The sequence below is a fragment of the Caballeronia sp. LZ033 genome (assembly GCF_031451265.1).
Taxonomy (GTDB): domain Bacteria; phylum Pseudomonadota; class Gammaproteobacteria; order Burkholderiales; family Burkholderiaceae; genus Caballeronia.
The window spans coordinates 3067218-3082885 of the sequence record NZ_JARUXQ010000001.1 but is presented as its reverse complement, the minus strand read 5'-3'; the positions used below and the strand labels follow the sequence as shown (position 1 = coordinate 3082885).

At 59.1% G+C, this 15668-nt stretch carries 13 protein-coding genes and 2 pseudogenes; 5 read left to right on the top strand and 10 right to left on the bottom strand.

Annotated elements, in window-relative coordinates; all coding sequences use genetic code 11:
- Positions 1–52 precede the first annotated feature (52 nt).
- On the top strand, positions 53–1870 hold the full coding sequence (glmS, locus tag QCE62_RS14410) for a glutamine--fructose-6-phosphate transaminase (isomerizing) (protein WP_309919010.1): 1818 nt from the start codon (positions 53–55) through the stop codon (positions 1868–1870).
- Between the two features lie 845 nt (positions 1871–2715).
- On the opposite strand, the gene QCE62_RS14405 is transcribed toward glmS, so the two are convergent.
- Positions 2716–3393: a peroxiredoxin-like family protein gene (locus tag QCE62_RS14405; RefSeq protein ID WP_309919008.1), complete on the bottom strand. Its 678-nt coding sequence runs from the start codon at positions 3391–3393 to the stop codon at positions 2716–2718.
- Between the two features lie 114 nt (positions 3394–3507).
- Between QCE62_RS14405 and QCE62_RS14400 the strand changes: the two genes are divergently transcribed.
- Complete coding sequence (locus QCE62_RS14400; RefSeq protein ID WP_309919004.1) at positions 3508–4425, top strand: LysR family transcriptional regulator; 918 nt, start codon at positions 3508–3510, stop codon at positions 4423–4425.
- Between the two features lie 95 nt (positions 4426–4520).
- Here QCE62_RS14400 and QCE62_RS14395 read toward each other — a convergent pair whose 3' ends face one another.
- From QCE62_RS14395 to QCE62_RS14360, 8 genes and pseudogenes are all read right to left on the bottom strand, one after another.
- Entirely contained in the window at positions 4521–6017 is a 1497-nt protein-coding gene (locus QCE62_RS14395; protein WP_309919002.1) for a DUF1254 domain-containing protein, read from the bottom strand.
- 18 nt (positions 6018–6035) lie between these two features.
- Positions 6036–7508 (bottom strand): DUF1254 domain-containing protein, encoded by a 1473-nt coding sequence (locus QCE62_RS14390; RefSeq protein ID WP_309919000.1) that lies wholly within the window; start codon positions 7506–7508, stop codon positions 6036–6038.
- A 1-nt stretch (position 7509) separates the two neighbouring features.
- Complete coding sequence (locus QCE62_RS14385; RefSeq protein WP_309918997.1) at positions 7510–8292, bottom strand: hypothetical protein; 783 nt, start codon at positions 8290–8292, stop codon at positions 7510–7512.
- Between the two features lie 16 nt (positions 8293–8308).
- Positions 8309–8629: a hypothetical protein gene (locus tag QCE62_RS14380; protein WP_309918995.1), complete on the bottom strand. Its 321-nt coding sequence runs from the start codon at positions 8627–8629 to the stop codon at positions 8309–8311.
- A gap of 45 nt (positions 8630–8674) precedes the next feature.
- Positions 8675–8848, bottom strand: a complete 174-nt coding sequence (locus QCE62_RS14375) for a hypothetical protein (protein WP_309918993.1) — start codon at positions 8846–8848, stop codon at positions 8675–8677.
- Between the two features lie 806 nt (positions 8849–9654).
- Positions 9655–10518 carry a DUF2092 domain-containing protein gene (locus tag QCE62_RS14370; protein ID WP_309918990.1) on the bottom strand — a complete coding sequence of 288 codons (864 nt, stop codon included), beginning with the start codon at positions 10516–10518 and terminating at the stop codon, positions 9655–9657.
- A gap of 42 nt (positions 10519–10560) precedes the next feature.
- Positions 10561–11577: a transporter gene (locus tag QCE62_RS14365; protein WP_309918988.1), complete on the bottom strand. Its 1017-nt coding sequence runs from the start codon at positions 11575–11577 to the stop codon at positions 10561–10563.
- Positions 11578–12247: 670 nt separating this feature from the next.
- A pseudogene (locus tag QCE62_RS14360) lies at positions 12248–12424 on the bottom strand (porin); the annotation flags it as partial.
- A gap of 491 nt (positions 12425–12915) precedes the next feature.
- Between QCE62_RS14360 and QCE62_RS14355 the strand changes: the two are divergent.
- A pseudogene (locus QCE62_RS14355) lies at positions 12916–13434 on the top strand (TolC family protein); the annotation flags it as partial.
- A 58-nt stretch (positions 13435–13492) separates the two neighbouring features.
- Here the strand turns inward: QCE62_RS14355 and QCE62_RS14350 are convergent.
- Positions 13493–13909 carry a surface-adhesin E family protein gene (locus QCE62_RS14350; protein WP_309918985.1) on the bottom strand — a complete coding sequence of 139 codons (417 nt, stop codon included), beginning with the start codon at positions 13907–13909 and terminating at the stop codon, positions 13493–13495.
- A gap of 77 nt (positions 13910–13986) precedes the next feature.
- On the opposite strand from QCE62_RS14350, the gene QCE62_RS14345 reads away from it, so the two are divergent.
- Together QCE62_RS14345 and QCE62_RS14340 are read left to right on the top strand one after the other, a co-directional pair.
- A complete protein-coding gene (locus tag QCE62_RS14345; RefSeq protein WP_309919867.1) occupies positions 13987–14412 on the top strand; it encodes an RDD family protein in 426 nt (141 codons plus the stop codon).
- Positions 14413–14704: 292 nt separating this feature from the next.
- Positions 14705–15541 carry an alpha/beta hydrolase gene (locus QCE62_RS14340; RefSeq protein ID WP_309811730.1) on the top strand — a complete coding sequence of 279 codons (837 nt, stop codon included), beginning with the start codon at positions 14705–14707 and terminating at the stop codon, positions 15539–15541.
- Positions 15542–15668 lie beyond the last annotated feature (127 nt).

Here is a 15668-nt window from a genome sequence, read left to right as displayed (position 1 = left end):
CGCGGCCCGGTGGGCCGCGCTTTCAGATACTGGTTTCAAAGGATGAACGCCCATGTGCGGAATTGTCGGCGCGGTAGCGCAACGTAACATCGTCCCGGTGCTGGTCGAAGGGCTGCGCCGCCTCGAATATCGCGGCTACGACTCGTGCGGCGTGGCCGTGCTGAGCCATGGCGAACCGCGCCGCGCCCGCAGCGTCGCGCGCGTGTCCGACCTCGATGCCCAGGTGCGCGACTCGAATCTCGCCGGCATGACCGGCATCGCGCACACGCGCTGGGCCACGCATGGCGCGCCCATCACGGACAACGCCCATCCGATCTTTTCGCGCGATACGGTCGCGCTGGTGCACAACGGCATCATCGAGAACTACGAGACGCTGCGCGAGATGCTCAAGGGCAAGGGCTACGAGTTCGTCTCGCAGACCGACACCGAAGTCATCGCGCATCTGATCCACAGCATGTATCACGGCGACCTGTTCCAGACCGTGCGCGAGGCGGTGAAGATGCTGCACGGCGCGTATGCGATCGCCGTGATTCACAAGGATCAGCCGCATACGGTCGTGGGCGCGCGCCAGGGCTCGCCGCTCGTGGTCGGCGTGGGGCAGGGCGAGAACTTTCTTGCTTCCGATGCGCTGGCGCTCGCGGGCAGCACGGACCGCTTCGCGTTCCTCGAAGAGGGCGATGTGGTCGAGATCGGACTGGATGGCGTGAAGATCGTCGATCGCGAAGGCCTGCCGGCGGCGCGTGAAGTCCGCACGGTGACGGCGTATGGCGGCGCGGTGGAACTCGGGCCGTACCGGCATTTCATGCAGAAGGAAATCTTCGAGCAGCCGCGCGCGATCACCGACACGATTCCGCAAGCCGATCACTTCGATCCGGCGCTGTTCGGCGAAGGCGCGCAAGAAGTGTTCGCGGGCATCGACAGCATTCTCATTCTTGCGTGCGGCACGAGCAGTTACGCGGGCCTGACGGCGAAGTACTGGCTCGAATCGATCGCGAAGATTCCGACGCAGGTCGAGATTGCCAGTGAGTATCGCTATCGCGAGTCGGTGCCGAATCCGAAGGCGTTGGTCGTGGTGATTTCGCAGTCGGGCGAAACCGCCGATACGCTCGCGGCGCTCAAGCATGCGCAGTCGCTCGGTCACAAGCACACGCTCGCCGTGTGCAACGTGGCGACGAGCGCGATGGTGCGCCAGACCGAACTCGCGTTCCTGACGCATGCGGGCACGGAGATCGGCGTGGCATCGACGAAGGCGTTCACGACGCAGCTCGTCGCGCTGTTCGTGCTGGCGGTGACGCTGGCGAAGATGCGCGGTCGTGTCGATGCGAAGCAGGAAGCGGCGTATTTTGCGCAGCTGCGCCATTTGCCGGCGGCGCTGAACAGCGTGTTGGCGCTGGAGCCGCAGATCATCGCGTGGTCGGAGGACTTTGCGCGCAAGGAGAATGCGTTGTTCCTCGGGCGCGGACTGCATTATCCGATTGCGCTCGAAGGTGCGTTGAAGCTCAAGGAGATTTCGTATATCCACGCCGAGGCGTATCCGGCGGGTGAGCTCAAGCATGGACCGCTCGCGCTGGTGACCGAAGCGATGCCGGTGGTGACCGTGGCGCCGAATGATGCGCTGCTGGAGAAGCTCAAGTCGAACATGCAGGAAGTGCGGGCGCGTGGGGGAGAGCTGTATGTATTCGCGGATGCGGATACGCGGATTGTCAGTCAGGACGGGATTCATGTGATCCGCATGCCGGAGCATTATGGGGCGCTGTCGCCGATTCTTCACGTCGTGCCGCTGCAACTGCTGGCCTATCACACGGCTTGTGCTCGAGGGACGGATGTCGACAAGCCCAGGAATCTGGCGAAGTCGGTGACGGTGGAGTGAGGGGGGCGGTTTGGATGGGCGGGGTTAGCGACTTCGAAGGAGGTCCGCGCGGGCCGCGGACCCACTCTTGTTGGCAATGGGGTTCCACGCCCGGAACCCCTGTCACCAAAGGCATCGCACGCTTGAACCAAATACCTGTAACAACGCAAAACAGTCCGCGCACAGTTGTCGCGAAAGTGCGTAATTTTTCGTCGGCGAAGTGAAAGACTGGGACATCCCCTGCGAAGGCCTTGGTTCGACGGCTGAGCGACCACGTATCGATGTGTACGTGATTGCGGGATTGGGACGAATCACGACCTGATTCCCAACTTTTCGCGGCCAGCACACCTGACCCGCAAACTACCTCGCACCAAACATCCCTCTGCCAATTAACTTTCGGTGCTCCCCGCGCCGACCGTCAGTGCTATTTCGGTGAGCTGCTCCAAGAGCACCTTCATGTGGTCATCCGGCCATGTTTCCAAATAACCCCGCACTAGCTCGACGACTTACGACCATGCTTCCCCTCGCGTCTGGTCACAAAAACGACTGTCTGACTCCACTTTCGCCCCTGTCTCGAGAACCTCGCTCACACATTGCAGGCCGGCTCCAGCCCGCCGCATGCACGCCACCATCGCCGGTGAGAGCGCCGGTTCGCGTGCGACGAATTCGATGTCGCCAAACGCAACACAGAGGAGAGTCGTAGCCAGGGAGGCCGCGGAAATCGGCGGCTGGTTGTCAGACGCGTGTGTGACAACTACGGGAGAGGAAGAAGTGTCCATCGCAGGTGTGGCGCCTGCGATTATCTGTCGCCATCTGATTCGCAACATAAAGGTGAATCAGATAGTCACTGTAGCGATTCGCCGCGCTTACTTGCCAGCGTCAGCGAGCTTACGCAGAGCAGGCAAGAGCTCTTCGGGGTCCGGCCGCGTCGTGTAGTCAGGATTCACCTCCGCGTAGACGATGATGCCGTCTTGTCCGATGACGTAACGGGCTGGCATCGGCAGCGTCCAGCTTGGGTTGCCGTTGACGATTCCCAAATCATTCTTGAACACGTTCTTGTAGAGGTCGATAAGGTAGTCTGGCAGTGCAAAGCGCAGTCCGAACGCCGCAGCAACCTCATTGCCTGGGTCGGAGAGAATCGGAAACTCGAGCTTGTTTTCGCGCGCTGAGCGACGGCTGTTTGGTGCCGTCTGCGGGGAAATTGCGACCAGGTTGGCGCCAAGCTCCCGGATGTGCGGAAGTGCTTCCTGCAATGCTTGCAGTTCCATATTGCAGTAAGGGCACCATACGCCACGATAGAAGCTAATGACCAGCGGCCCCTGCGTCAGCATTTCGAGGGAGGACACCTCGTTTCCGTCCGCGTCTCGCAATCGGAAGGTTGGCGCGACGTCGCCGACTTTTTCCGCATTCTTCGCGATGCCTGCAGCGACTAGCTCGTTCGTCGCGCGGCGCATAGGCTCGTGAATCCATTCCGGCGCGTTATAGGGCGGGCCGCCGGCTTCGAAGTTTTTCTTGAACGCGGCTAGTTTGGCTTGCAGACTCATCTGATTTCTCCTGAAGGCAATACCTCGTATCGAGGCGCAGGGGAAAGATAGGCCCCAAAGATTTGGAATGGTAGAAGCGCGAATACAATAACGGCTATTCCATCGAGGAATGACATGGATAGATTTCGCGCAATGGAGACCTTCATTCGGGTTGTGGACACCGGCTCATTTTCATCGGCTGCCCTCCAACTGGGCGTGGGTCAGCCGGCCGTCTCGAAAGTGGTGGCGCAACTCGAAGACTGGCTAAAAGTAAGTCTGCTAAGTCGCTCGACTCACGGGCTCACTCCTACTGAGGCTGGCCAGCGCTATTACGAGCGCGCGCGAGCGGCGTTAGCCGAAGCGGACGAAGCCGAACTTACCGCGCGTGGCGCGGGGGTGGGCCTCTCGGGCGTGCTTCGTGTGTCAGCAACGACTACTTTCTCGAGAATCCACGTTGTTCCACATCTGCCGACATTTCTCGAGCAGCATCCAGACCTCTCAATCGACCTCGTGATGGACGACAGAGTCATTGACCTCGTCGCCGAAGGTATCGATGTTTCGCTTCGAATCATGACGTCGTTGCCCGACTCGTCTGTGGTTGCTCGCAAGCTTGCAAGCGGCCGCCTCCTTGTGCTGGGCACGCCGGCCTACTTTGAGCGCGCGGGGGTACCGCGCGCGCCTGCTGACCTTGAGAAGCATGAGGCAATCATCTATAGCCAATTACCGACGACCTGGACCTTAACGCGTGACGCCGCGGAAGAATCCGTGAGTATGCGAGGACGAACGAGGCTGAGCGCAGCCGAAGGGATACGGGAGGCTGTTCTTTCGAACCTCGGGCTAACTGTCGCATCCAATTGGATGTTCACCCCAGAGCTGGCCAGAGGCGCAGTTATCTCGGTGCTAACCGAGTGGAGCCTGCCAGCCCTTGATGCGTACGCCGTGTTTCCAACCGGCAGGATGGCCACGGCAAAAGCTCGGGCTTTTGCCAGCTTCGTTGAAACGCTGCTGAACCGACCGTTTCCATACCACGAACAAGATACGGAGCGGGCGTAACGACAGCGTGCCTAGACAAAGGTCAGCAGCGACTCGATGGATTCAAGTCCTCGATCTATGTCAGCGTGCCCGCTACTCACAGCAACCTTCTTCGCCTAATCGACGCCGACCCTCTGGATGTCATCGGGTTTCCAGATCTTGTCGAAGAAAGGTTGCGTCGGGCCGTACAACCGGACGATAACGAAGAAGCCCTTCTTGGGAACCGTGCGGATAAAGTTCTTTGCATCCGCAGGCCGGCTCGGCCCGAAATAAATGTCAACCGAGCCATCAGCGTTCTTCGCCGGTTGGTCCATTGTGTTGATTGACGGGAATGGCTGGCCGTTCTGCAAACCCGAGCCGCTCCAGGCATCGTACGCTGTTACCGACCAGAAAATGGCGGCAGGAATGTCTGGCGGCAAATGCAATTTGTAGCTGTGTTCGCCCATCAGCAATTTGCCTTCGGCGTCCCGGAACGTCACGGGATATTTTGCCCCGACGTTGACCATGTTGACGGCCATGCCTGGGCTTGTCGAGTACGCGAATGTGAAGAAACCGGTGCGCTGGTCGATGTAAGTGAATGTCGGCGACGTAAACTCGGCATTGCCGGGGAAGACATTTAGATACTGTCGGTCCGGATAGTATTTCGGAGCAGCGCCATTCGCTGGGGGCGCAACTGCAACTACGCGCGCCATCTTGGCGGCAGTCTTGGCCGCTTCGTCCAGAAGCTTCCTTGACCTGGCATCAGGGTTAAAGGGCTGGCCCTTGACGATGCCAAGGCTGGCGACCATGCCGCGCATCTCGCTGTCAGAAGGGTCAGGATACTCGCTGTCGATGAACCGCTTGAGCATGTCAAATGCGGTGCCGTCAGTCGGATAGAGCATGTTCACGGGAACACCCGACGCGTCAGGAAATTGCATCGGCTTGGCGGTAGCTTCCTGGCCTAGCGGATAAATCTTCGTCTGCTCCAGAACTTTGACCGGACCCTCCAGGTCCTTCGGGTCTTTGAAGAAGCCTCGCCAGAACACGAAGACTCCATTCGTTCGCGGCCGGTAGACAAAGTAGCCGTCCGGTATATCGCCTTTATATGTGGGAGGCACGAGCAGATACTTGCCTCCTTTTCCTTTATCCGGTCCAGGAAGACCCACATCACCGCACCAAGTATGTGCCTCGATTTGCGGACCGCAGATAGGCCGTTGGAAGAAGTCGTCGAGAATGCCTTGCAAACCGGGTGGCACCTCGATGACGAGCGGGCCGTCCTTGGCGAGGTCGAGATATCCCAGCGCGTAGATGACGTCCGAGTTCGGCGTCGTGATAAGGGTCTTCGCGTCGAGCCGCTTTTTGAAGATAGGCAGCACGTTGTAACCAGCACCAAACTTCTGCTCTGAGCCTTCTTTCATCGCGTAGACGTTGAGAGCCGGCAAGGCCCATAGATAGACCTGGACTGCGCGCTGGAACAGCCATTCGTCCTGCAACGGCTGAACCGATTTGGGCGCGGGATACCCGCCGGGAAACGGAAGGTTGGCAAGCTCACTATAGTGCGTGGATTGCGCGCTCGAAACACCGCTCGCGAGGAGCGATGCAACGCAAGCAGCAATACGAAGTCGAGTGTTCATTCGCAGTCTCTCCTAAGTTCACTGTGCAGGTTGGACCGCAGGCGGGTTCCACGTCCCATCCAAGGTCGCTGTTTCCGGCCAGTACGCCCGCACATACAATGAGAAGTCTTCATTCGCGGGAGAAGGTAGCCAGTTCGCTCGCTTGTCGCCCTCCGGTGGCGTGCTTTGGATGTAGACGGTCAGCGTCCCGTCCGGATTGAGCTTGAGGTCCTTGTTCTTTGTCCCGACCGAATAGCGCTTGATGTCGTTCGGCGCGAAGAAGTGATGAGCGTTGTAAAGCGTCAACGACCAGAAGCCTTTGACGGGCGGCGTCGAGCCTTTCGCAAACGTGACGGTGTAGGCGTGTGAGCCATTCAGCCGTTGCCCCCCGGCATCGTTATCCAGGTAGAAATACTTGGTCTCGTTACTCTTGTTCACGAGAATGTTCGACCTGGCAACCGCCGTACGCGTGAAGTAGTCGGTGCCGAACGCAGCGCCATTGCTGATGGTGTTCCAGTGATTAGCAAGCGGCTTACCGAAGCTGTTGAAGTTGAGCAGCGGTGAGATGATTTCTGTCTCTGCCTTCTTGCTCTCGTCAATAATCGCGGCCTTGATTGCAGGGTCCTGTTGCGCGGCCATCAGGAGGCCCTTCGCCTGCGAGTAAAGCGAGGCTTCTCCAGGCATGGGTGGCGCTGCCTTCAGGACCAACGGAAGTTCATCCCAGAATTTCTCCGGATCGACAAAGCGAATCTCGCCTTCACCACTGCCGGCGTTTTGATTGATGGTAGGCAACTTCGACCAATCGGTGGCTTTTGGCTTGCCGGTATACTCGCTTGCGGGATAGACGCCAATGCCGTTGATGACTTGTTGAATTGCCTGGCGGTCTTCTTGCGTGTCGTCCATGAACACGCGCGGAATCACGAGGCCCGTCGACGTGGGCGAGCGGAACACTTTGCTGATGCCCTTCGGCACCGAGCCTTTCCAGTTCGGACCAACGAGTAGATAAAAGCCCGGCTTCGTCCCATACATCTTGCCAAGATTGGCGAAGCTGTCGGTTCGTGTATCGACAACCTGGAACACCCAGAAACGGCTTCCGAAGTTGGGCACCTGCACAACAACAGGCGATGCGTCGAGGTCCAAGGTCGCCGACCCATACACGACGTCCTGATTAGGACAGGCGACAAAGCGCTCCGCTGGCTCCATGTAGTCGTGTAGCATCGAGAGTTGATTGGGCGGCCCGAGCGGCACAATTCCTTCGTTCAAGCCAGGCTCCTTGACTTGTCGCGCAGCCAGCAAGCGGTTGTAAACGTTGGTCATGGGCCACGCCCAAACGTAAAGTGTGCGCGCGATAGACCGGGCATATGCCTCCGACATCACATAACCGGGCACAGGGCCCGGTGTAGTCGCCGCAGCCGATTGCGATGGTTGGGCAGGGCCCGTCTGAGCAACGGCGATATGCGTAGCGGCGGTGGCGAATGTGGCGAAAGCAATCTTCTTGAGTGCGCGATTCATGTCATTTTCCAAAGGTCATGTTCAGGCCAGCGAAAATCTGCCATTTCGGGACGTTGCCCGAGTGCGCTACGGAATACTGCGGTTCGACGAATAAGTTATAGATGGTTGTGCCGCCCTTCCAGGCTTTGCCTCCGCCGAGGCCTACCGGAATGTAGTAGCTGCCGTGTTGGAGGTCGAACGTCCACGTCCCGGTTGAGCGGAGGTACCAGCCTTCTGGGAAGTTCCAGATGATGAACGGCTGCGTGGTCAAGGATTGCACGGTCGGCCGGTCACTTTGGCCGGCGAACGAGTGTTGCCACTGAACCAAGGCACCCAGAAGTCGTTGCTTGTTTGCGTTCACCACGACTGCAGCGAGACCGGCCTGCCATTTGCCTGTGCCGAGTGTTCGGTCCGTTGCGGTGGGCAGCGTCACAAGTGGTCCGACGCCGATTTGTGTCTCTCCTCCGTGAAGGAGAAAGATATCGAACAAATTGATGTCGCCCAAGCCCGTGTTGTATCCGCCAGATGGGTCAGGTCTTGTACTCACAGGTACAGTCAATCGGAAAATCTCGGGCACCGGAATAAGACTGTTAGGACCGACGGGGATAGTCGGACGCAGCAAAAAATCGTTCGTGTGACCGCTTACGCCGAAGAGACTTGGTGTGTAAAAGTTCTGAATGTTGAACGACGAGGCAAGATTCAGCGGGTTGTTGCTCTTGTTCGCGTCCTCGGCCGCGCTTTGTGCGAGAGCAGCGAATGGAAGGTTCATTGTCAGCAAGGCGACGGCGACACGCTTGAGCATCATGCCTTTCCATCTCCGGTCATTGGTCATTGTGGTCTGAGTCGCTAGCAGGCAGTTCAATATCGGGTGAGACAACTGAGACAAAACGGTTCCGTCCGCCCACTTCCGCTTCAGCGCCTATGACGAAGCGCACGTTGGTGGTTTCACTCTGCGCCTCCGCTATCGCTTCTTCAGTCAGCCCCTGCGCGACATCATCTGGCAACCAAAGGGCTTCGCCCAGAACTTTGTTACTGAGGAGGACAAGCCGTTCATGTCTCGTCATTTCGCCTCCCCCGCCTTCGTCAAACTCTGCCGGGTGATGATTGGAAAGAATTCGTTCGCAACTTAGTTGTGGCCGCATGTTGAAAGACTCGTCTTCGTTCAGCCTCCGCAACAAGACGGCGCTTTACCGTTGAGCGCCCCGGTGCCGCATAACCATCACTGCTTCGAACTCGTGCGGCCTGTTGTGCTTGAAGCGCTGGAAGAAGTCCTCGCCCGGCAAGCCGTTATCCAGCGCCATCAAACAGCCGTAATCGAGGCGCGCGCAATCGCAGAGGGAATCGGCCGCGTCGTGCAGCAAGCGATATCGCTCTGTAAGTGAATCGCCTGGTTTGAAGAGTGAGTGCAAGCGTTGATAGGTGACGAGCCGTCGGTGTTCGGCGGCTCGCTGCAGAACACCAGCAATTTCCTGAACCTTTTATCGCCAGCGTCTCGCGCGCTCACGCCGACGAGCGCCAGCGTGAACACCCCCCACCACCGCACCTTTGAATAAGCCACGTGTTGCCCTCGGAAGTTGACTGCTTTTTATGTTCACTGGTCCGGTTTATCGCGGTGGACTAACCACGATGTATTGCACAGTCGTCCCTGCGTATTGCGGCTGATACCAGTTCGGTCCGCAATGCTGATAAGTGATGCCATTGACGACGACGGCCGAGCAGCTCGTAGGCAGCGTCGCTACGGCAGTACCAACGACAAGTGCCGTGGTGACACCAACCGCTACGCCAACAGCAACGGGGTCCGCGTACCAGCCCCCCCAATAATGGGGCGGCGGCGGGGGCGGAGGTCCTGGCGGATGCGGTCCTGGCCCCGGCGGCGGCGGTCCAGGCGGGTGTGGCCCCGGCGGCGGTCCCGGAGGATGAGGGTTCGGCTGCGGGCTCGGGCCAGGCTGGGGGCTTGGCCCCGGAGGATGCGGGGCCGGTCCTGGCGGCGGCGCTCCATGAAGTTGCCCACTCGGCGGCGCCCCGTGAGGTGCATGCCCACCTTCGAAATTGCCGTGCGGCATGGGGTGAACGCTGGTACGTGCCATCCCACGGAATGCGAGAGCAGTCGTTGACGACAACGGCAGAACCACGACCAGGGAGAGTGCCGTCAGACGGAAGGTACGTTTCATTGCGCCTCCTGCAGAGGCGAGCCGGTGGCTGGCTTCAATTCAATCTGATGGGAACCGGCGAGCGGTCGCCACATGAAGGTGCCGGGGCCAAAGGAAACGTGGGTATTCCATTGATAGGTGACCTCGTGACGAGGGCGAGACGCTTGACTCACATCTGTGATGACCATGCGGCAAGGTAACGGGCGGCTGCCTTTCTCAATCCACAGCTCCCAGTCGATGCCGGACTGTCGATATGCATAGTGCGTGCACCAATGACCCTCAACGCGCTCAAGCCCTAAATTCTGGGCTGAGGTCAATGCAAGGTCGTCCACCTTGCCATTGCCCCAGTAAAAAAGGTCGGCAAGCGGTGTTTCGATGTTGTAGGTCGTGGCAAGCTCCTGGACGAGGCCATCAATCGTAGGCGGAGCTGGATTTCGAGAAAAATACTTGTCGCCCGTGTTGAAGATGACGAAGTCTCGTCCGTCATAGACGATGCCTCTGTCTCTACGACTTCCAGATATGTCGGCGCGCAGTCGATTCGGTCTTCTGACTTTGATGACCGTGTGATGCAGATAGCTTGCATTCTGGCCATTGTCGAGCACGAGGTCGGTGGATGAATCAGCACGGACCTCGAATTGCGACAGGGACCGTAGGTAGTCCCCCATCTGTGAGAGAGCACCAACTGCCTGTTGGTCGTACGGTGCTACGTTGGTCGTCGTGTCTTCTTGCGTCGCAGGCGTTGCGGATGCTGCTTGCGGCGCGCTTGCGGCAACCGCGGGCGTGTCGCTGACTGACGGCGAGGAGCCAGCTGGGGACGCGCAGCCGGCGAAGACGATTACAACAACGAGTGACGAAAAGCCGACGAAGCCTTTGAAGTCCATCAGGGAATCCTCAAAACCTTGCGTATAGAGAACGGCTGCAGCTCAGAAGATGAGTGTCGCCGTTGCCATGAAGCTTCTTGTGCTCTTCAACCGGTTGGTGCTGGTGATAGTGGGTACCCACCGAAGACTCGCCGAGAACGGCGCCTTTCCACCCAGCTTTGTGTCGTAGGTAACGATGGGGCCGAGCGCGAAGTCATGTCCCACGAAGCCGTTTAGACGGTCAGCAGTCGGACCAGAATCATTCCCAAGTTGTTGAACCGTGCCCATGACGAGCCCGAGGCCGACTCCATTGGAAAACTTCTTCAGGCCCATCACGTCCAGCGTAAAAAGCGGAGCGTTTTGGTAGTCGGTGTCGTGATTGCGCGTGTAAAACTGAACCGCTGCAACTGCATCAAACTCAAGGCCGTATTCAGGGAAACTTTTGGTGTAAGCGAGTTGCGGGATAAAGGTCCAGTTGTTCAATCCAGGGTTTGCCAGCGCGTTCGAATCATATTTGCCCGTTGGCGCCCAGAAATTGAAACTCAGTGAGATATGGTCCGTTTCAGAGAGGTTGTAGCCCGCCTCAATCGGCGTGAAATACATGTCGTAGAGGTTCGACGCCCGGTCGCTGGTCGAACTGGCGAATCGTCCGGCTGCAAAGCTGCCCGTAACTTTCGTCCATATGTACGGGAGCGTGATGCCGGATGCAAAATTCCATCCCCCTGATCCGCCCCACCCATGAACGAGCGATGCAAGCGTCAGCGCGACTTCGCCGTCAATGCCTAAGGAGGCCTTGCCGGCGATAGGTACCTGCCGACCGCCACTGATTGACCCGTCGATGTAGAGCTGCTGCAGGCTGACGATCGTTATGTTTTCGGGAGGAACGAGGCCGATGCCTGACAAGACGCTCGTGCCAGCGACCGGTCGACCAAGCGCACCTTCGGTCGCCGTTGCCGGCGAAGACCACTGCCCGGCTAAGATGAAAAGGAAAGAAAAAATCGTGGCTCGAACGCGTCGAGATAGTAGCTTGCGCGTTTTGGCCGGACGTCGTCGAGCGAGCTTCCTGACCAGCGTGAACATTTGGCGCCCTGTATGAGGTGTTGGATGACGAGATGTTCATCCAAGTCAATCTACGTACAAGAGTCAGACCTACATGATTCAACTACTGCAGCTGGTCAATCTTTCCTATAAAGCGTTCAGCAAATAGGCTGAATAAAGGCTTTTCATCCAGAAACATTAGCAAACGTTTGTATCAGGCGCAATCTCGCCGTCTCTGTTTCGTAGCATCGTTGCAGGCATTTCGATTTCTTAGTTGCGCGCCAATGCGCTTGCTTCCATCTGCTAACCCTGAGTTAGCCGGAATCAATTTCTTGCGCAACCGATGTCCAGCAACCACGCAGAAACAAACGTGCGAAAGGAGCCCTATGGCTATGCTCGACTCGATAGCCGCCGAACTAATGCGTGCGTTTTTCCTATCTGGGCTAAAGGATGGGAGCGACAAGGAGGGCGCTCGAGTTTGTGTGGACTGTTCGAAGAGCGAAAAAAACCAGTTGATTCAACTACCCGGAGAAGCTAACAAAAGTCGTTCCGAGCCTGTAGGGCAAAGCCAGGTGAACACCAATCGCAGCTTCCTCACAGTCACCTATGAGACTCAAGCTGTCTCAGTCGTCCTCTCGACTGCGGCTCATCCAGCGACCCCAGCCCGTCACTCCACTCCAGGGAAATGATGAGCATGCGAAATTCATATCTAGCGGCTGCCCATCGTGTCGCCGCTCACCATCTGGTAAGCATGATGGCCGTTGGCGTTGCTCGTGAAATCCAGACCTTCGTCAATCAGGCCGTACAGCGTAACGCTGCTCTGCGCATGGACCACACCGCACATCATCATCAAAGCGGGCAGTGTGGCGGCCACCATCGTTTTCTTCATCCTTCTGCACCCCGAGCAAGAGATTGGTTTCGTGGGCGGCGTGTGGCACGCGGAAATCGCGTACGAACCAGTCTGCCAGGCGCGGTGGCAGATCAAGGAACCTTCAAACATCAATGTTCCGAATTCCGGGAAGACTGATCTTCGTAAAACGGTGATGCGTGGCGAACTGGATTCGATGCAGCGGAAGAAACCGGTGCGTGACGCGAAAGATAAAAAACTCTTCATGGTTTTCGGGCAATTCGCACAGTGGCGAATCCGTAGTCTCTCCATACCGACAGCAGGCAATCCGCTTGTCTGGACAGGTAACCCCTCCCTGGAGAGATTCATGAAAAAAGCTCGTGCAAGTCACCGCCGCCGCCATGGCATCCGCTGTCATTCCCGCATTCGCCCAGGCCGTGACGCCGCAAGCGCAAGACACCATGGTTGCCGCAACGCAACCGGCAGGATCGGCCCCGGATGGCGGCCAGGCGGACATCAATCCGGGCATCACGCGACGCGTTGCCGCCGCCAACGCGAACATTGGCGTGGCAAAGGCAGCATTCTTCCCTGATGTCACGCTAGGACTCGACGGCGGTTATCAGAGCGATACCTTCTCGCCGTGGCTCGCCGCACCCGACGAGATCTGGTCCATCGGACCGCAGCTCATGTTCACGCTGTTCGACGGCGGCAGACGACGTGCGGCGGTGGCCGTTGCACGCGCGAAGCTCGCGGAGAACGGCGCCAATTATCGCGAAACGGTGCTTGCCGCATTCCAGCAAGTCGAAGACGAACTGGCTTTGCTGCACCACCTCGGGGACGCGTCCAGAAACGAGGACGAGGCCCTCGCTTCGGCGCAATCGACGTTGGCGCTCGCGATGTCGCGTTACCGGGATGGGGCAGTGAGTCATCTGAATGTCGTGACGGCGCAGACCACCGAACTCCATGCGCAAATCTCGTCGCTGGACCTGCGCACCCGACGGTTGACTGCCTCCGTAGGCCTGATTCAGGCCCTTGGCGGCGGCTGGTCCTGAGCCATGAACCGTGCGGCCGTTCCTTTATGCGCTTCAGGTTTGCGGAGGCGTCGTTATTTCACTCCATTCCTTCGGCTCCGCAGATCTTCTCCGCCGCCACATCCCAGACCGAATCCGGCGGGATGTCACGGAAATCATCGGCCGACCCCGGCTCGCTCACCACCGGCTCGCCGTCGGCGCCGTACCCCGTGTAGTCGCTCGTCGCAATCCGCCTGCCCGCGCAATCGATCGACCATCTTTCCATCCCTTTCACCTGCACGCGGCCATTCAATTCCTTATAAGGCGGCTTGCCTTCGAAGCGCACCCACACCCGGCTGACCGGCCCGCCGACGAAGCTCGATGCATCGGCGAACAGATCGAACGACGGGTTCGACGCGATCAGCCTCCAGTCCGACGCCGCCGCCTGGCTTCCAGCCAGCGCGATGAACGCCGCAGCCATCGCGCGCCTGATGCCCGCTTTCAGGTTCCGTTTCACGTGAGTGTGCTCAAATCGGATGATTGCGTGACTTTATCCCAGGACGCCCGTTGCCCGACCAACCCGATTCCTTCCCCATGCGCCTCGCCACGGTGTCCGAGCGTGGCCGCGCGTTGTTCATCGATTCGCTGTGGTGGACGCTCATTGCGCTGTTCGTCCCCCTCGGACCCTCGCTCGACACGATGCCGCTGTCACCCGATGCACTCGCCGCCGACATGTTTCTCTGGCTGATGCTCGCGCAATGCGTTCCGATACTGATTACCGGCGTGCTGTGGACCGTTTGGGGAACCTCGCCGGGAAAGCACGTGCTGAAACTGCGGATCGTCGATGCGGACAGCGGCGAGCCGATGACGCCGCGCCAGTCCATCCTGCGCACCGTCGGCTATCTGCTGACCTTTGCCATGTTCGGTGCGGGCTTTTTTTGGATCTGGTTCAATCCACGCAAACAGGCTTTGCATGACCGCGTCGCCAACACGGTCGTCGTGACGGGGAGACCGGCGTGATGCGTCAGACGCGCGTCGACAACCCCATTCACCGACGGGCGATCCATCCAGTCGACACAGCAAACGTGTACTGTTCTACTCGGGCGACGAAACCGGACGCAAAGCTTGACGTTTCGTGGCCGATACCCGCCTCATGCAATTCCCCGGCGGTTCATCGCCGGCGCTCAATCGTGAAGTCCGGCTGAACGCCGGTTGTCTCCTCTGATCCATTCGCATGCTCGTCGGACCTGTGCCGCCGTCGCGCATCGGCACGACGTCGTGTTCCACCTTCTTCCAACCAGCGAGGTTCATCATGCCGTTCGTCACGACCAAGGATAACGTCGAGATCTTCTACAAGGACTGGGGCCCGAAGGACGCTCAACCCATCGTCTTCCATCACGGCTGGCCCCTGTCTTCGGACGACTGGGATGCGCAGCTGCTGTTCTTCGTGCAAAAGGGCTATCGCGTGATCGCGCACGACCGGCGCGGGCACGGACGTTCGTCGCAAGTTTCCGAAGGTCACGACATGGACCACTACGCCGCCGATGCCTTCGCGGTCGTCGAAGCGCTCGACCTGAAGAACGCAGTGCATATCGGGCACTCGACCGGCGGCGGCGAAGTGGCGCGCTATGTCGCGAAGCATGGCGAACCGGCGGGACGCGTCGCGAAGGCAGTGCTCGTCAGCGCGGTGCCGCCGCTGATGCTGAAGACCGAAGCCAATCCGGAAGGCCTGCCCCTCGACGTATTCGACGGCTTCCGCAAGGCGCTCGCCGACAACCGCGCGCAATTCTTCCTCGATGTGCCGGCCGGCCCGTTCTACGGTTTCAACCGCCCGAATGCGACGGTTCATCAAGGTGTCATCCAGAACTGGTGGCGCCAGGGCATGACGGGCAGCGCCAAGGCCCACTACGAGGGCATCAAGGCCTTCTCGGAGACGGACCAGACGGAAGACCTCAAGTCGATCAGCGTGCCCACGTTGGTGCTGCACGGCGAAGACGACCAGATCGTGCCCTACGCCGATGCGGCGCTCAAGTCCATCAAGCTGCTGAAAAACGGCACGCTGAAGACATATCCCGGTTATCCGCACGGCATGCTGACCGTGAACGCCGACGTCCTCAACGCCGATCTGCTCGCCTTCGTGCAGTCCTGACCTGACTGACCTGACCTCGCCGCACTGACGGAACGTGCGAGCCGCCGATGCCGCGGCGCGCACGCCCGCCGTCGGTTTTCTTCCCGTCGCGCCGGCCATGTTCAGCCGCGCCGGGGTCGCTGTTCAA